We start from the raw sequence: 15,889 nt of genomic DNA, 5'->3' as shown, positions 1-15,889 counted from the left end.
CCAGCTGCTGCATGGATAGGGGATGGGCGCTCATAAGCGAATTTGTTAAGGAGGAGAGCCCGGCGCGCAAGCCTTGCTCTCCTCCTGCATCGTATTGGACCAAACGCCTTGTTAGTTCGGCATGGGAGCCGCGCAGCCCGGTTCCGACGCGGTGACAGTCGGGTTCCAGAAAATCAGCGTGCCGACGCCGTAATCATTGGGATCGTCCCCGGTGCGAACAGGATTGGGGTCGTTCACGCCGTTGCGGAACGTGTCGTACCAGTCGCCTTCTTCATCGGCGCTAATGACGTCAAGATCGCCGTCGCAGTCCATGTCCGCCAGTTGCGGTCGGTCCCATTTCTCGACTTCCTGATCCTGAAAAATGTTGCCCGCCTGATTGGTCAGCGAGCGCCAGACGTAATTCGCCGGATTGGTTGGAGCGGGATCGTCGCTTCCGGGGTCGAAATAGAAAAAGCCATTTGAGGCGTAAGGGCAACCGCGCCCCATGATGACAATTTCATTATATGTCTTCCCCGACGGAGCGTTGGGATTGTTCCAGATATCGCCGATCGCCGCGCCTTTCACGACATTGTAGGTGCGCAATCGGTTGCAAAGCGCTGACTCCCATGCCGGCGTCAGGATCAGAGGCGTTTGCTGAAACCATGGGGCCACAAGTCCGGGCGCGCCGAAATAGACGCGCACCAGGCCGACGCCGCCGGTATCCCCGCGTGTCGGCAGAACAAGATCTGGATAGCTGTCTCCGTTGGCGTCGGCGCCGTCGATCTCGCCAATGTCGAACTCCATCGATTTTACGCCGTCGACGATCTCAACGGGCTTGGAAAACAATCCGGGCTGCGCCGGATTTTGTTCATTCGGGAAATATTTCGACGCGTAAACGCCGGCATTCGGGGATTTCACCGACCAGATGAGCCATGTGTAAGGCACGCCTTTGATGGGATACGTCATGGTCATGAGACGCTGAACCTCTCCGTCGTCAGCGTCCCAAGGAATCTCCTGGTATACCCAGGAGGCTGGCGTCTTGCGGTCGCTCGGCGGACACCACAGAACGCCGACGTCGCCATTGGCGGAGCCGATGACAAGATCCGGGCAGTTGTCGTTGTTGAAGTCGATCGAGCCCATGTCGCCGCCGATGCGATACCACTTCTTGTGCGGCGTTTCGGCGCCGACGACGGCGCCTTTCGAGCTCCAGCAGGCCGACGCATCCTTCCCGGTGGATTGGACGGCCTTGGGGCATGCTTCAGTCCCGATCAGGTTGAAGTAAACATAGATGCGGTCTCCTGTGACGCCGCCGCCTTCCTTTGTCGCGGCGCACACAATGTCGGGTTTTCCGTCGCCGTCGAAGTCAAAGAAAATCGCTTCCTCGGACGCACCGCATCCATCGCCGATCTTCTGGCGGTAGACGGCGTTGTAGTGCTTTCCATTCCAATCGTTCAAATAAACAAAAAGCTCCTTCGACCCTTCATAGACGGTCAGCACGTCCAAGAGATGGGCGTCGTCATTATCCACATCGGCGACGCGGCTTCCGTCCGCTCCGCGCGCGCCGCTGTAGCCGTAAGCGCTGTCCCGGGGTGCGACTTCCGCTTTATGGTCCTGCACGACCCCGAAATTGGTTTTCATCCAGTTCTTGTCAGGATCGCCCGGGTGCGGAACATAGGTGTCGAGAATGCTGTAATCCCAGCCATCGGCGACATCGTAGCGGGGATCAATTGTCTGTGCTGCGGCTGTATTGCTCGCCAGGGCCGCCGCCATCAAGGCGGTCGTAAGTCGGCGCATAAGTCTCCCTCCATCAAATTGGTGAAATTTGAACGCACGGCTCTCCACTATGAACAGATAATCTTGCGCCAGACTTCGTTCCGCTGGCGCGCCAGAGTTTAGGCTAACTCAACTCTACCCACACAGGCACATGGTCGGACGGCTTCTCCTTGCCGCGTTCTTTTCGGTCGACGCCCGCATCCTTGAAGCGGTCGGCGGCCTGCGGGCTCAGGAGCAGGTGGTCGATGCGGATGCCGTTGTCCTTCTCCCACGCGCCGCGCTGATAATCCCAGAAGGTGAAGCAAGGCGCGGTCGGGTTTGCCTGACGGATCGCGTCGGTAAGCCCGAGATTTAAAAGCTCGCGGAACGCCGCGCGCGTCTCCGGCAGGAAGAGGGCGTCGCCGACCCAGGCTTTGGGATCATGCGCGTCTTCGGGCTGCGGAATGACATTGTAATCGCCCGCAAGGACGAAGGCTTCTTCATTCTCAAGCAGGTTGCGCGCGTGTTTTTTGAGTCGCTTCATCCAGCTCATCTTGTAGTCGTATTTCGGACCCGGCGCGGGATTGCCGTTTGGAAGATAAAGCCCGCCCACACGCACCGGCTCGGCATCGTCGGGCATCACCAGCGCCTCGATGTAGCGGGACTGGTCGTCGCCGTCGCCTTCGGGAAGGCCGCGCATGACATCGTCGATAGGATATTTCGACAGAAGGGCGACGCCGTTATAAGTCTTCTGTCCGTGGACCTCGACATTATAACCGCGATCCTCGAATTCGAGCGCCGGAAATTTTTCATCGACGCATTTGATTTCCTGCAACACCGCCACATCGGGTTTGGCGCTGTCGAACCATTCGAGAATGCGGGGCAGTCGGGCGTTGATGGAGTTGACGTTGAAGCTGGCGATTTTCATGCGGTGTTTGTTTCGGCTTTTTCTTTGACGCGGGCGAGGGCGCTCTTCAGATAGCCGGGCCAGAAGAGTTTTACAATGAACCATAGAACGGGTTCGGCCGCCATGCTTTGCGGCGTGAAGGAATAGGTCCAGTCGATCTTGGTTACGCGCGCGGTGCGCTGCGTAAAATGCCAGTCGGCGCGCGCCGATTTAACGAGCGGTGCGAAGTGGCCGGTGAACTCAGTGAGGCGATAGGCGAAGGTTTCGTCACGGGTGAAGGCGACGAGTTCTTCCCTGACGCTCGATTTGTCGGAGAGTTTGTGGCGGCGGACTTCGCCGAGCGCGGACCAGGGCGCATCATGGCCTTCCACGTTGACAACGCCCGGCATGATCCCATGCGGCCGGATAAGTTCGCGGGCGTCGATCTGCGTCGCGGCATCGAAGACAGCGCTCAAGGGAGCGCGCACCGTTTCGCTCACTGAAATCTGAACCGGCATGAGCTCAAGAGCCTCTCGCAAATCGGCGCGGATCGCCGACATCCCGGCCTTATCGCAGTTTGGCCGCGCAAAAAAGCGCGAACAGCTTCAAATCCGGTCTTTCAGACCTTTCACGCCCGCTGCTTCGGCGCAATGGTCGCAGCAGTAAAAGACGCCGTCAGCCTCAAGGCCGTGGCCGATAATGCGGCACTCGCAGTGGTCGCATTGGGGCGCCAGCTTCTGAATGGCGCATTCGAAGCTGTCGAAAGTGTATTTCTCTCCGTCCCTGACGATGTCGAACGATTTGTCATAGTCGTTTCCGCAGGTCGCGCATTGTCCCATGGTTCTCTCCTTTCCGTATGCAAACAACAGCTGGAGAGAGGGGGTTCCGCCGCGTCAGTCGGTCACGAATGTCGTGAACTCATCGACGCCGGCGCGCGCCGCGCGCAGCGCATTCACTTTTGCGCCCGGATCGGCGTAACCGAGCGCCATGCCGCAATAGAGCTGCTCGTTCCCAGCAAGACCGAGAAATTCCGACACGGTCCTGGCGCGGGCCGCCCACGCCTCCTGCATGCAGGTCGCGAGGCCTTTTTCCGCGGCGGCAAGGGCGATGGTCTGCATGAACATGCCGAGATGCGCCCACTGGCCCTTGTCGAATTGCCGATCGAGGGAAAAGAAGAGGCCGACAGGCGCGCCGAAAAATTCATAATTGCGCATCAGCTGTTGAATGCGCGCCGGCTTGTCCTCGCGCGGAATGCCAAGCAGTTCGTACATGGCTTCGCCCAATTCGAAACGCCGCGTGCGCCAGGGCTCGCCGAGCTTTGGCGGATAGATCGCAAGTTCGGATTCATTGGCGAGGGGATTTTCGGCGATGGCTTTCTTGACGGTTTCGACGAGGCGGTCGCGGCCCGCGCCCATCACGACATGGACGCGCCAGGGCTGAAGATTGCCGCCTGAGGGCGCCCAGCGAGCGATTTCCAGAATCTCGCGCACCTGATCCTCGCTGACGGGCTTCTCCAGAAAAGCGCGGGTGGAAATGCGTGTCTTGACGGCTTCGATCACATTCATTTCAGACGTTCCTATAAGAGCGGCCTTGTTCTCCGCCGCGCCAATGCGCATTTTACGAAAAATGGAGCCAATCCCTGCCGAGAATGAAGCCGCCTTCGGGGGCGGACAAGCGTAGACTGCAGTGACCCAGAGACTGAAAAACCGGTTGATGACGCTCGCCACGGTGCTGATGCTGGCGGCGACGGCGTTCCTGATTGCGCGCAATGAGGAGCTGATTTTTCTCGGCCGGGGCGATCTCAGCGTCGCTCGAGACAGGAGCGATCCCGAGACCATCGTCTTCACCTGGCGCGATCAGGTGGAGGCGCCTATGGCGAAACGCTTCGAAGAAGCCTGGCGGGAATGGAAGGATGAAGGCTCGCGGGTCGTCATCGATCTGCATTCGCCCGGGGGCGCCATTGCGGAGGGCGAGCAGGTGATCCGCGTCATCGACCGCATGAAGCGAACGCATATCGTGGATACGCGGGTGCGGTCGCGCCGCGCCTGTTACTCCATGTGCGTGCCGATTTTCCTGCAGGGCGAGGAACGCACGGCTGCTCCGAATTCGCGGTTCATGTTTCACGAACCAACCGCCTATGACTTTTTCACCGGTGAGAAAGTGGATCAGCCGAAATTCGAGCGCGACCTCATGAGCAACCGGTTCTTTGAAATCTATTTTGTCAATTCGCCCATGAACCCGATCTGGCGCGACAAGCTCGCGCAAGAATGGAAGGGAAGAGATTTGTTTTATTCCGCTGAAGAGCTTGTGGAGCAAGGGTCCAACATCGTCACGGCGCTGGAATAGTCGCGCTTTGTTGACGTGGCCGGAATTGCGAATTTCGCCGGAGTGCTCCTATCGGTTGTAAAACAGTGCTAGTGAATAGGTCTGTTTGCAGGGGAGCCCGCCATGAAATCATTTTGCGCTGCAGCGATGTTGAGCCTCGCGATGTTTGCGGGGCCGTCTTTCGCTCAGACTGAGGAAGAAGCCTCGGCGAAATATGCCGCGCAGGACTGGGAAGGAACAGCGGAGGCCTATGGCGCGCTTCTCGAAACCGACAGCGATAACGCCAGCTATCTTTATTATCTCGCCCGCGCGCAACATGAACTCGGACAATATGACGACGCTGAAAAGAATTATCTAAAGGCGCAGGATAACGGCTTCGCGAGCCGGGGGTCAGCGCAATATCATCTGGCGCGGCTTTATATGTCGGCGGGCAAAAAGAAAAAGGCGCTCGCCATGCTGGAGACGCTGGCGGAAACCGGCGGCGTGCCGGGCGGGTTTGTGAAGAACACGGCGGAGTTTGCGCCGCTTGCCGAAGACAAGAAATTCATTGCCGTGGTGGACGCGCTGACGCCATGCACCGATCCCGAGTACCGGCACTTCGATTTCTGGCTCGGGACCTGGGACGTGACCGCGGCTGGCGCAAGCGGACCTTCCGCGACCAACAACATTTCGTCGGAGCATGGCGGCTGCGTCGTGCTCGAACAATATAATGCCGGCGGTTTCACCGGGATGAGCATCAATTTCTACGACAGCAATGACAAACACTGGCATCAGACCTGGATGGCGAACGCGGGAAACGCGCTTTATCTCAAAGGCGGGCTTGAAGATGGCGCCATGGTGATGTCAGACAAGGGGCTGGTGGAGTCGGAAACCATCAACCGCATCACCTGGACGCCGAACGACGACGGCAGCGTGCGCCAGCACTGGGAAACGTCAACCGATGACGGCGTGAGCTGGACGACGGTGTTTGACGGACTCTACACGAAAAAAGCTGAAGACGAATAACCGGCCTTCAGATCAGGATCGGCGCTCGCGCATGCGCTGGCGGAATTCTTCACGGGTTTCTTCCTGAATTTTCCGGTATTCGGCCATCTGCCGCTCATCGAGAATTCGGGCGACCTCAGCCTCATTGGTTTTTCTTGCTTTTTCAAGATCGTTTTTCAGCGCGCGCGCTTTTTTGAATCCAAGACGGCTATTTCCGTCTTTGCTTACGCCATATCGTTTCAGAATCTCCGCGCGCTTTTCAAAATTCCTGCGCAAGACCGGCTCGAGCTCGGTGCGTTGCGCCTCGCTGAGATTGAGGCGCGTCTGAATTTCTTCGAGCCGCTCCGCCATCTGCGCGCGCTGTTCGTCGGTCAGGGGCGGGCGCTCCCGCGGTTCCTGGGCTGAAGCGAAACCTGTTGTGATCACACCGAGCGCCAACGCTGCGCCGGCCATGCGCGCCAGCGCTGGAAAAGATTTTTTGAAGGTCATGCACAGTCTCCCGAACGGAATGCCAGTAAGATTGTTCAAGGCGCGGCGGCGTTCGTTCGATTTCGCCGCGCCTTGAACGCTCTCAGTTTTGACGCCCCCAGCGGGCATCACTGGCTCAAACGGACGGGCGCCGCCATTCCGTCGCTTTCGGGAGAGTTTTATTTCACCGCTATCAGCATGTAATTGACGCTCGTATCATCGCCGATGCGCCAGATGTCCATCAGGGGATTATAGGTGACGCCTGCTTCCGCGGTGACGGTTAGGCCGGCGCGCGTCAGCGCCGATTTCGCTTCGTCGGGTTTGACGAATTTGCGCGGATCGTGCGTGCCGGCCGGCAGCCAGCGCAGCACATATTCGGCGCCGATCTTGGCGAGCGCCAGCGCTTTCAGCGTTCGGTTCAGCGTCGCCATGACCATCATGCCGCCGGGTCTGACCAGCGCGCCTGAGGTCTGAAGAAAGAGATCGACGTCGGCGACATGCTCGACCACTTCGAGATTAAGAACGATGTCGAAGGGGTCGGTCTTTTCTTCGGCAAGCGCTTCGACTGTCGTCGCGCGGTAATCGATATCGAGCCCGAGCGGCGCCGCATGGGCCATCGCCGTCTTGATGTTGCGCTCCGACGCGTCGATGGCCGTGACGCTCGCCCCGAGGCGGCGCATGGGCTCGGCGACAAGCCCGCCGCCGCAGCCGATATCGAGAAGGCGCAAGCCTTCGAGCGGCGCTTTTGCCCGCCGGTCGCGCCCGAAATGGGCGCAGACATTGTCGCGGATATAAGCGAGGCGGACCGGATTGAATTTATGCAGCGGCTTGAACTTGCCTAACGGATCCCACCATTCATCGGCGATGGCGGAGAATTTTTTGACCTCGTCCGGGTCGATTGTTGTTACGCCGGAGCGCGATATCGCGTCTTTGCCTGCGTTCGTTAACCCGGACTGCGCCATTTTTGAAATTTCCTCGCTTGCGCCTCGGCGCGCTGCTTTCTAGAGATACGCCAGATTTGCGCCTCCGGCTGGCGGGGGCAAGAGGACATGGTTTCGCAGGCGCAATATGGCCCGCATCGTGATGAAATTCGGCGGCACGTCGGTCGCCAATCTCGACCGCATCCGCGCCGCGGCCGCTTTTGTGCGCCGGGAAGTGGACGCGGGGCATTCCGTTGCGGTCGTCGTTTCGGCCATGGCGGGCGAGACCAACCGGCTTGTGGGCCTCTGCGCCGACGCTGGCGAGCCTGCGCCGGCGCTCGACGCGCGCGATATAGAATATGACGCCGTCGTCGCTTCGGGCGAGCAGGTGACGTCCGGCCTTCTGGCGCTGGTGATGCAAAATCTCGGCTATCGCGCGCGGTCCTGGCAGGGCTGGCAGATTCCGTTGAAAACCGACATGGCCCATGGCAAGGCGCGAATCGCCGAGATTGAGGGCGAGGCGCTGGGCGAGGCCATCGACAGCGGCGAAATCGCGATCTGCGCCGGGTTCCAGGGGATCGCGCCGGACGGGCGCATCGCCACCTTGGGCCGCGGCGGGTCGGACACCTCGGCTGTCGCGATCGCCGCCGCCATTGGGGCTGAGCGCTGCGACATCTATACGGATGTGGACGGCGTCTATACGACCGATCCGCGCCTTACCAAGCAGGCGCGCCGGATTGGCAAGATTTCGTTTGAAGAGATGCTCGAAATGGCGTCCGTCGGCGCAAAGGTGCTGCAGACCCGTTCGGTTGAGCTCGCCATGCGCTATAATGTGCCGGTGCGGGTGTTATCGAGTTTCGACCCGCCCGACGCGCCGGGCCCCGGCACGCTCATCTGCGATGAGGAAGATATTGTGGAAGAAAACATCGTCACGACCGTTACGCCCGATTTCAACGAAGCGAGCGTCACAATTCTCGCCGTGCCGGACGAGCCGGGCCGGGCTGCGGGCATTTTCAATGCGCTCGCCGCGGCGAACATCAATATCGACATGATCGTCCAGAGCGCTTCGCGTGAGGCCGGGTTCGCCAACATCTCCTTCACAACGAAAGAGGGCGAGCTCGACCGGGCGATGAAGGTGCTATCCGAGGAGCAGCCGAAAATCGGCTTCAAGGCGATGCAGTCCGACCGTAATGTCGCCAAGGTTTCCGTTATAGGTCTCGGCATGAAATCCCATGCCGGCGTCGCCGCCACCATGTTCCGCGCGCTGGCGGAAAAAGGCATCAATATACAGAATATCTCTACATCCGAAATTAAGATCAGCGTGCTGATAAATGCGGACGCCGCCGAATATGCGGTCCGCGTGCTGCATGACGCTTATGGTCTTGATAAAACGCCGCAGGCCGCGCGGGGCTAATGAGCCTCCCGCGCGCAGCGAAAGGCCGCGATGAGCATTGAGAAAACACGCCCGCCTCACGGCGGACATGGCGACCAGGGCATCACCGTGCTCCTGAAGCGCATGCGCGACGCCGTCGCGCATGATTCAAGCGCGCAGGAACGCCTCGACCTGTTGACGAAAGTCATCGCCAGCCATGTGGTCGCGGATGTCTGCTCGATCTATCTGCGCCGGCCGGACGATGTCCTGGAGCTCTATTCCACGGAAGGTCTGAACCCCGGCGCCGTTCACAAAACCCGTCTCAAATGGGGCGAGGGCCTTGTGGGCCTCGTGGCGAAGCGTGCAAGCCCCATGGTGACGGCCGAAGCGCCGAAACATCCGGCCTTCTCCTATCGCCCGGAGACCGGCGAGGATCCGCTACATTCATTTCTCGGCGTGCCCCTGATCCGCTCGGGCAAGACGCTCGGCGTTCTTGTGGTCCAGAACAAGGCGGCGCGCGAATACACCCATGAAGAGATCGAGGCGGTGCAGGCGGTTGCGACGCTGCTCGCCGAAATCGCCGCATCGGGCGAACTCCTGAGCCAGGAAGAGACCGAGGCGGTCGGGGCCATGCTCCACCGTCCGGAAAAGCTCAAAGGCTTCGGCATTGTTTCCGGCATCGCCACGGGCAAGGCGGTGTTCCTGCAGCCTCCGGCGCCCAAGCATAAAGTGTTTGCGCAAAATCCGGCGGCGGAGGCTTCGCGCCTTGAGGAAGGGCTTAATGATCTGCGTCAATCGGTCGACGCGATGCTGGCGATGAATGCGTCTTTGAGCGGCGTGTCGCGCGAGGTTCTCGAAACCTATCGCCTTTTCGCCTATGACCGCGGCTGGAAGGATCGCCTCCGCGCCGCCGTGTTTTCGGGGCTTACGGCGGAATCGGCGGTGGAGCAGGTGAAGGCGGAGAACCGCGCCCGCCTTTCGCAATCGCGCGACCCTTATCTGCGCGAACGCATGCACGATCTCGACGATCTGTCGAACCGGCTGTTGCGCCATCTCGCTGGCGACAAGAGCGTGGGCAAACGCGCGCTTTTCGATGAAACCATCCTCATCGCGCGCACCATGGGCCCGGCGGAGCTTCTCGAATACGACCGCAAGCGCCTGAAAGGCCTCGTCCTCGGCGAGGTTTCTGCGACCTCCCATGTGGCCATCGTCGCGCGCGCGCTGAAACTGCCCATGGTCACCGGCGCGCCGGAGGCCATGGAGCTGACGGAGGAGGGCGATCCGGCGGTGATCGATGGCGACGCCGGCGAAATTCACATCCGCCCGTCGCCGGAAACGCTTGAAGATTTCCGCGCCAAGCAGCGCCGGTATCGCGAACTTGAAGCGAGCTATGTCAGCGAGAAAAATCTCCCCTCGCGCACCAAGGACGGCGCTGACGTCGCGATCATGATGAACGCCGGCCTTGCTCTCGACATGCCGTTCCTTGAACAGACGGGCGCGGAGGGCGTGGGCCTCTTCCGCACGGAGCTTCAGTTTCTCATTGGCTCGCAACTTCCGAGCGTCGCCAGCCAGGAGGCGCTTTACCGCGAGGCGCTCGATCTCGCCGGCGGCAAGCCCGTGATCTTCCGCACCGCCGACATCGGCGGTGACAAGACCGCGCCCTATATGGACCACGGCAATGAGGTGAACCCTGCCATGGGCTGGCGGGGCTTGCGCATGGCGGTGGACCGGCCGGGCATGATCCGCCCGCAATTGCGCGCGCTTCTTTCCGCGGCGGCGGGCCGGACGCTGTGGGTGATGTTCCCCTTCGTCACCCTGCCGGCGGAAGTCGACGACATCCGCGCGCTGCTCGACCGTGAGATCGACCGTGCGAAACGCCGCGACAAGGAGCTGCCCGACGCGATCAAGGTCGGCGCGATGATCGAAACGCCGTCCTCGGCCTGGCGCGCGGATCTGATCGCGCAGAAGGTCGACTTCCTTTCGGTGGGCGGCAACGACCTCGCGCAATTCTATTTCGCCGCTGACCGTGACTCCGAGCGCGTGCAGCGGCGCTACGATCCCATGAATGGCGGCTTTTTGAGCTTCCTCAAAAACACCGTGGAAAAAGTGTCCCGCACCGGGACTCCGTTGTCCTATTGCGGCGAACAGACAGCGGACCCAGTGACGGCGGCGGCGCTGATCGGGGTGGGGGTGCGGTTGTTCTCGCTGCCCGCTGCTTTTGTCGGCCCGTTCCGGCGTTTGGTGCGCAGCCTCGACGCCAAGGCGGCGTCCGACTGGCTTGACGCCAACATGGCTGAGCCGCAAGTCTCCCTGCGTCCCGCTTTCAGGCAATATCTGAAAGACGCGGGCGTCGTCCTTGAATAAATCACAGGTTAACGCATTCCTGCTTAAACATGGGTGATATTTCACCATAAAGACGCCATTCGGCGCGGCTTTTTTGCTATGCTGCAAAAGCTGCGGATTCGAAGGGCGGATCGAAGCGAGAGGCGCAAGGACTAAGCATGGCCAGCGGAGCGACAGCGAACGGCTCAGCGGAAATCGTCGACATGGCTGATGCGCGGGCGCGCCTCGCCGCCGACGCGGGGGAATTCGAACATGTGGGCGCGCGGCTTGCGGCTGTGCGCGAAAGCCGCGGCATCAATCTTCGCGAAGCCGCAGCGCGCACGCATATCCGCGAAAACCATCTGGCCGCCATCGAGGCGGCGGACGCAGCGAAGCTTCCGGCGCGCCCCTATGCGCTCGGCTTCGTGCGCACCTACGCGGAATTCCTGGCCGTCGATGCGCGCGCCGCGGTGGAGCAGTTCAAGTTCGACGCGGGCTATGACTCGCCCCAGAAAGTCGACGCTGAAAAATTTCGCGCAGCCGAAGAGACGGCAGACACCCATGGCCGCGACATGTCGTTGCCGGTTTTCATTGCAATTATCGCCTTCATCATCTGGAGCGCCTGGCAGATCACCCTGACAAGCAAAGTGACCCCAATCGGCGAAGCCGCCGGGGAGGCGCCCGCGGCGGCGGCGCCGGCCATAGCCTCCACGCCTGCGCCCGCGCCGGTGGCCGGGAACGTCATTGAGGCGCGCCTCATGGAGCAGGTGGATCCTGTCTATCCCTATCGCTGCGCCGCAGGCGCGCAGAGCGTCGAGACGGTGACCGTCGCCTTCACGGTCACCTCTTCGGGCCGCATCGCCGCGGAGCGGGTCGCGGGCTCCACCAATCCCTGTTTCGAGGAAGCCTCGCTCAATGCGCTCCGGCGCTGGCGTTATGAGCCGCGCACCGTCGACGGCGTCGCTAAGCCGTCCTACGATCAGGTCCACGTTTTCCGCTATCAGCGTCCCTGAAAAGGCGCACCCAGTAAGCCTTTAAACTGGCGAGGCCGCCATTTTATGCGCCTTTGAGCGAGAGGCCGGACGCAGGGCTTGACTTCGCCGCCGGGCGCGCAATCTTGGCGGTGAATTTACGGCTTTTTTAAAAGCCCCCGAAAGGCGAAGGCAGGTCCCATGTCAGTCCGTCCCTGGCGCGATATCGAGCGCCGCAAATGCCGTCAGATCATGGTGGGCAATGTGCCCGTGGGCGGCGACGCGCCCATCGCCGTCCAGTCCATGACCAACACCCTGACCTCAGACGCGCAGGCGACGATCCGTCAGGTGAACGAGATTGCCGAGGCTGGCGCCGACATCGTGCGCGTGTCCTGTCCTGATGTGGAATCGACAAAGGCGCTGAAAGAAATCTGCAAAAACGTTCCCGTGCCGATCGTCGCGGATATTCACTTCCATTATAAGCGCGGCATCGAGGCGGCCGAGGCGGGCGCCGCGTGCCTTCGCATCAATCCCGGCAATATCGGTTCGGAAGAGCGCGTGCGCGAAGTCATTAAGGCGGCGAAGGACCATGGCTGCTCCATGCGCATCGGCGTCAATGGCGGCAGCCTTGAGAAAGACCTTCTCGAAAAATACGGCGAGCCCTGTCCCGAAGCGATGGTCGAAAGCGCTCTCGACCACGCCAAAATTCTTCAGGACAATGACTTCCACGAGTTCAAGATTTCGGTGAAGGCGTCGGATGTGTTCCTGACGGTCGCCGCCTATCATGCGCTCGCCGAAGCCATCGACTGCCCTTTGCATCTCGGCGTCACCGAGGCGGGCGGGCTTCGCATCGGTTCGATTAAATCGGCCATCGGTCTAGGCAATCTTCTCTGGGCCGGCATCGGCGACACGATCCGCGTTTCGCTTTCCGCCGATCCGGTCGAAGAGATCAAGGCCGGCTACGACATTCTGAAGTCCCTCAATCTGCGCCATCGCGGCGTCAATGTGATTTCCTGTCCGTCCTGCGCGCGTCAGGGCTTCAACGTCATCGACACTGTCGAAACACTTGAAAAACGCTTGGCGCATATCACGACGCCCATGACGCTTTCCGTCATTGGCTGCGTCGTCAACGGGCCGGGCGAGGCGCGCGAGACCGATATCGGCTTCACCGGCGGCGGCGCCGGCAAGGAGCACGGCATGATCTACCTGAATGGCGAAGTCGATCACCGCATCGACAATTCTGAGCTTGTCGATCACCTTGTCGAACTGGTCGAAAAACGCGCGGCCGAAATCAAGGCTGAGGAAGAAGCCCAGTCCGTCGCCGCGGAGTAGCGAAACAACATCGATAAGCGCGCGTGAGGCATCCCTCGCGCGCGTTTTTTCATGAAGAAAGAAGAAGAATGATAAAAACGATTACGCTTGCGCTAGTTGCGCTGGTCCTTGCATCCTGCGCGCGGGGCGGCGCTGAGGCTGCGTCTGCGGAAGGGGAAGCGACCCATCTCATCATCGTATTTCATGTGGCCGAAGACCGTCTGGACGATTTCTTGCCGATCATGACCGGCATCAATGAAGGCATGGCGAGTGAGGAAGGCTTTGAGACCGCCATTGTCTACCGCGACGCGGACGATCCGTTGACCTTCACGCTTATCGAAAAGTGGGAAAGCCGCGCGCTCCACCGCGCCCATTATGATCGCATTGTGGAATCGGGCGATTGGTCGAATATCCTGACGATGCTTACTGAAACGCCGGTGCTGCGTTACAACGATAAACTCTGATTGCATAAGTTATGATCCCTCAGGAAAAACTCGACGCGCTCGTCGCGAAATTCGAAAAGCTCGAAGCCGCCATGTCCACGGCGAGCAAGGCGGACGATATCGTGCGTCTCTCGAAAGAGCATGGCGAACTGAAAGAAGTTGTCGAAAAAGCGCGGGAGCTTTCCTCCGCCCGCAAGCAGATGAAGGAACTCAAAGAGCTTTCCGAAAGCGACGACAAGGAGATGGCCGAAATGGCTTATGACGAGTTGCAGGAGTTGAAGGAGAAAGCGCCGGAGATCGAGCACGATCTTCAGCTTATGCTGTTGCCGAAAGACAAGGCTGACGATTCATCTGTCATTCTTGAAGTGCGAGCCGGCACTGGCGGCGATGAGGCCGCGATTTTCGCCGGCGATCTTTTCCGTATGTATCAGCGCTATGCGCAGCTTCAGGGCTGGAAGGTGGAGGTGCTTTCCGCGTCGGAATCCGAAAAGAACGGCTATAAGGAAATTCAGGCGAACATTTCCGGCGACGGCGTTTTCGCCAAGATGAAATTCGAGTCGGGCGTTCACCGGGTCCAGCGCGTCCCGGAAACGGAAACCCAAGGCCGCGTTCACACCTCCGCGGCGACGGTGGCGGTGCTGCCGGAACCCGAAGAAGTCGACATCGAGATCAAGGAATCCGATCTTCGCATCGACGTCTTCCGCGCTTCCGGTCCCGGCGGTCAGTCGGTGAACACAACGGACTCTGCCGTCCGCATCACGCACATTCCGACCGGCGTCGTCGTCTCGCAGCAGGATGAGAAATCGCAGCATAAGAACCGTGCGAAAGCGATGAAGATCCTGCGCGCCCGGCTTTACGAGGCCGAACGCGCCCGCGCCGATGCCGAACGCGCAGCCGCGCGGAAAGGCATGGTCGGCACCGGCGACCGGTCAGAGCGCATCCGCACCTATAACTTTCCGCAGAGCCGCGTTACCGATCATCGCATCGGGTTGACCGTGCACAATCTCGACGAGGTCATTCGCGGCGACGCGCTCGATCCCATTATCGAGGAATTGCGCGCGCAGGACCGCGCCGACCGCCTGTCGGAAATGCAGGAAGATGCCTGATGCATCGCTGACCATTGGCGAAGCGTTGAGAAGCGGCGCCAAATTTCTGGCGAACAGCGAGACGCCGCAACTCGATGCGCGCATTCTTTTAAAGCGCGCGCTCGGCGCCGATGACGCGTCACTGATCGCGAATGCCGATGCGTTGCTTTCCGGCGATGACTACAATCGATATTCCGAACTCCTCAAGCGCCGTGCATCGTCGGAGCCGGTCGCCTATATCACCGGCGAAAAAGAATTCTGGAGCCTGACGTTCAAAGTGACGCCGGACGTCCTGATCCCGCGCGACGATTCCGGCGCGCTGATCGAGGCGGCGATCAAGCGGCGGGGAAAGGAGGAGAGGCTGCGCATCGCCGATCTCGGGACCGGCTCCGGCTGTCTTCTCTGTGCGCTCCTGACGGAGTTTCCCGAGGCCCGCGGGGTGGGCGTCGACCTGTCGGCTGCGGCGCTCGCCGTCGCAAGGGAAAACGCCGCCTCGCTAGGCTTGGCCGAAAGGGCGTCCTTCGCCGCCGGGGACTGGCTGGCGCCCTTGTCTGGGGCCTTCGATGTCGTGATCGCCAATCCGCCCTATATACGCGAAACGGACGCCTCAACCCTTTCCCAGGATGTCGCGGCTTTCGAGCCTCATGGGGCGCTTTTCGCCGGCCCGGACGGCCTCGACGCCTACCGGGCCATCCTGAAAGAGCTTCCAGGCCATCTCGCCGGGGACGCGCTGGTTCTTATGGAATGCGGCGCAGATCAGGCCGATTCGCTTGGCGCCATGCTCGGAGAGATAGCCCCCGGAGACGCAATATTTACCCTTTACGATCTCGCCAAACGTCCGCGCGGGGCCGGATTCGACTTAAGAAAGAGGGAAAAAAAGGATTGAAATGCGTGGGGCAGACACTATCATACAGTCCAAGACAGGGGTTCAACGCCTTTCGCTTCCTTGAATCATCGGCGGCCCGGTCTTGCATCCGACCATCGTCCGGCCTTGGCGTGATCCATTTCGGGGATCGCTTTTTTCGGAAACAGTCGGCGCTGATCCCGCAGCCCTGCTGCGCAAGGAACAAG

The 15,889-nt window shown here is 60.6% G+C and carries 16 protein-coding genes; 9 read left to right on the top strand and 7 right to left on the bottom strand.

Going from position 1 to position 15,889, the window contains the following annotated elements; all coding sequences use genetic code 11:
* Window positions 1-111: 111 nt before the first annotated feature.
* The 5 genes from ACQY5P_RS05295 to ACQY5P_RS05275 form a co-directional block, all read right to left on the bottom strand.
* Window positions 112-1,773, bottom strand: a complete 1,662-nt coding sequence (locus tag ACQY5P_RS05295; RefSeq protein ID WP_428409802.1) for an FG-GAP repeat domain-containing protein — start codon at window positions 1,771-1,773, stop codon at window positions 112-114.
* 103 nt (window positions 1,774-1,876) lie between these two features.
* Window positions 1,877-2,659, bottom strand: coding sequence for an exodeoxyribonuclease III (gene xth, locus ACQY5P_RS05290; RefSeq protein WP_428409801.1), 783 nt, complete (start codon window positions 2,657-2,659; stop codon window positions 1,877-1,879).
* Complete coding sequence (locus ACQY5P_RS05285; protein ID WP_428409800.1) at window positions 2,656-3,177, bottom strand: SRPBCC family protein; 522 nt, start codon at window positions 3,175-3,177, stop codon at window positions 2,656-2,658. Before ACQY5P_RS05285 ends, xth begins: the two co-directional genes overlap by 4 nt.
* Before the next feature lie 45 nt (window positions 3,178-3,222).
* Window positions 3,223-3,456: a hypothetical protein gene (locus tag ACQY5P_RS05280; RefSeq protein WP_428409799.1), complete on the bottom strand. Its 234-nt coding sequence runs from the start codon at window positions 3,454-3,456 to the stop codon at window positions 3,223-3,225.
* 54 nt (window positions 3,457-3,510) lie between these two features.
* On the bottom strand, window positions 3,511-4,182 hold the full coding sequence (locus ACQY5P_RS05275; RefSeq protein ID WP_428409798.1) for a nitroreductase: 672 nt from the start codon (window positions 4,180-4,182) through the stop codon (window positions 3,511-3,513).
* 121 nt (window positions 4,183-4,303) lie between these two features.
* On the opposite strand from ACQY5P_RS05275, the gene ACQY5P_RS05270 reads away from it, so the two are divergent.
* A complete protein-coding gene (locus ACQY5P_RS05270) occupies window positions 4,304-4,963 on the top strand; it encodes an ATP-dependent Clp protease proteolytic subunit (RefSeq protein WP_428409797.1) in 660 nt (219 codons plus the stop codon).
* A 102-nt stretch (window positions 4,964-5,065) separates the two neighbouring features.
* Window positions 5,066-5,947 (top strand): tetratricopeptide repeat protein, encoded by an 882-nt coding sequence (locus ACQY5P_RS05265; RefSeq protein ID WP_428409796.1) that lies wholly within the window; start codon window positions 5,066-5,068, stop codon window positions 5,945-5,947.
* A gap of 12 nt (window positions 5,948-5,959) precedes the next feature.
* Here ACQY5P_RS05265 and ACQY5P_RS05260 read toward each other — a convergent pair whose 3' ends face one another.
* Both ACQY5P_RS05260 and ubiG read right to left on the bottom strand, forming a co-directional pair.
* Window positions 5,960-6,415 carry a hypothetical protein gene (locus ACQY5P_RS05260; protein WP_428409795.1) on the bottom strand — a complete coding sequence of 152 codons (456 nt, stop codon included), beginning with the start codon at window positions 6,413-6,415 and terminating at the stop codon, window positions 5,960-5,962.
* A 158-nt stretch (window positions 6,416-6,573) separates the two neighbouring features.
* A complete protein-coding gene (ubiG, locus tag ACQY5P_RS05255) occupies window positions 6,574-7,317 on the bottom strand; it encodes a bifunctional 2-polyprenyl-6-hydroxyphenol methylase/3-demethylubiquinol 3-O-methyltransferase UbiG (RefSeq protein WP_428410635.1) in 744 nt (247 codons plus the stop codon).
* 145 nt (window positions 7,318-7,462) lie between these two features.
* Between ubiG and ACQY5P_RS05250 the strand changes: the two genes are divergently transcribed.
* From ACQY5P_RS05250 to prmC, 7 genes are all read left to right on the top strand, one after another.
* Window positions 7,463-8,728, top strand: a complete 1,266-nt coding sequence (locus ACQY5P_RS05250; protein WP_428409794.1) for an aspartate kinase — start codon at window positions 7,463-7,465, stop codon at window positions 8,726-8,728.
* Between the two features lie 30 nt (window positions 8,729-8,758).
* Window positions 8,759-11,050 carry a phosphoenolpyruvate--protein phosphotransferase gene (ptsP, locus tag ACQY5P_RS05245; RefSeq protein WP_428409793.1) on the top strand — a complete coding sequence of 764 codons (2,292 nt, stop codon included), beginning with the start codon at window positions 8,759-8,761 and terminating at the stop codon, window positions 11,048-11,050.
* A gap of 137 nt (window positions 11,051-11,187) precedes the next feature.
* Window positions 11,188-12,021 carry a TonB family protein gene (locus ACQY5P_RS05240; RefSeq protein WP_428409792.1) on the top strand — a complete coding sequence of 278 codons (834 nt, stop codon included), beginning with the start codon at window positions 11,188-11,190 and terminating at the stop codon, window positions 12,019-12,021.
* A gap of 159 nt (window positions 12,022-12,180) precedes the next feature.
* Entirely contained in the window at window positions 12,181-13,311 is a 1,131-nt protein-coding gene (gene ispG / locus ACQY5P_RS05235; RefSeq protein WP_428409791.1) for a flavodoxin-dependent (E)-4-hydroxy-3-methylbut-2-enyl-diphosphate synthase, read from the top strand.
* Between the two features lie 68 nt (window positions 13,312-13,379).
* Window positions 13,380-13,754, top strand: coding sequence for a putative quinol monooxygenase (locus ACQY5P_RS05230; protein ID WP_428409790.1), 375 nt, complete (start codon window positions 13,380-13,382; stop codon window positions 13,752-13,754).
* Window positions 13,755-13,765: 11 nt separating this feature from the next.
* Entirely contained in the window at window positions 13,766-14,839 is a 1,074-nt protein-coding gene (gene prfA, locus ACQY5P_RS05225; RefSeq protein WP_428409789.1) for a peptide chain release factor 1, read from the top strand.
* Complete coding sequence (prmC, locus tag ACQY5P_RS05220) at window positions 14,832-15,704, top strand: peptide chain release factor N(5)-glutamine methyltransferase (RefSeq protein ID WP_428409788.1); 873 nt, start codon at window positions 14,832-14,834, stop codon at window positions 15,702-15,704. Before prfA ends, prmC begins: the two co-directional genes overlap by 8 nt.
* Window positions 15,705-15,889 lie beyond the last annotated feature (185 nt).

This window comes from Hyphococcus sp., assembly GCF_965267305.1.
GTDB lineage: Bacteria > Pseudomonadota > Alphaproteobacteria > Caulobacterales > Parvularculaceae > Hyphococcus.
Note: the sequence above shows the minus strand (reverse complement) of the source record. Positions and strands in the feature narration are given on the sequence as shown.

What these genes read in the sequence shown, in the direction of transcription:
- ACQY5P_RS05295 (WP_428409802.1), bottom strand. Translation starts at nt 1,773, where the DNA reads ATGCGCCGACTTACGACCGCCTTGATGGCGGCGGCCCTGGCGAGCAAT.
- xth (WP_428409801.1), bottom strand. Translation starts at nt 2,659, where the DNA reads ATGAAAATCGCCAGCTTCAACGTCAACTCCATCAACGCCCGACTGCCC.
- ACQY5P_RS05285 (WP_428409800.1), bottom strand. Translation starts at nt 3,177, where the DNA reads ATGTCGGCGATCCGCGCCGATTTGCGAGAGGCTCTTGAGCTCATGCCG.
- ACQY5P_RS05280 (WP_428409799.1), bottom strand. Translation starts at nt 3,456, where the DNA reads ATGGGACAATGCGCGACCTGCGGAAACGACTATGACAAATCGTTCGAC.
- ACQY5P_RS05275 (WP_428409798.1), bottom strand. Translation starts at nt 4,182, where the DNA reads ATGAATGTGATCGAAGCCGTCAAGACACGCATTTCCACCCGCGCTTTT.
- ACQY5P_RS05265 (WP_428409796.1), top strand. Translation starts at nt 5,066, where the DNA reads ATGAAATCATTTTGCGCTGCAGCGATGTTGAGCCTCGCGATGTTTGCG.
- ACQY5P_RS05260 (WP_428409795.1), bottom strand. Translation starts at nt 6,415, where the DNA reads ATGACCTTCAAAAAATCTTTTCCAGCGCTGGCGCGCATGGCCGGCGCA.
- ACQY5P_RS05250 (WP_428409794.1), top strand. Translation starts at nt 7,463, where the DNA reads ATGGCCCGCATCGTGATGAAATTCGGCGGCACGTCGGTCGCCAATCTC.
- ptsP (WP_428409793.1), top strand. Translation starts at nt 8,759, where the DNA reads ATGAGCATTGAGAAAACACGCCCGCCTCACGGCGGACATGGCGACCAG.
- ACQY5P_RS05240 (WP_428409792.1), top strand. Translation starts at nt 11,188, where the DNA reads ATGGCCAGCGGAGCGACAGCGAACGGCTCAGCGGAAATCGTCGACATG.
- ispG (WP_428409791.1), top strand. Translation starts at nt 12,181, where the DNA reads ATGTCAGTCCGTCCCTGGCGCGATATCGAGCGCCGCAAATGCCGTCAG.
- ACQY5P_RS05230 (WP_428409790.1), top strand. Translation starts at nt 13,380, where the DNA reads ATGATAAAAACGATTACGCTTGCGCTAGTTGCGCTGGTCCTTGCATCC.
- prfA (WP_428409789.1), top strand. Translation starts at nt 13,766, where the DNA reads ATGATCCCTCAGGAAAAACTCGACGCGCTCGTCGCGAAATTCGAAAAG.
- prmC (WP_428409788.1), top strand. Translation starts at nt 14,832, where the DNA reads ATGCCTGATGCATCGCTGACCATTGGCGAAGCGTTGAGAAGCGGCGCC.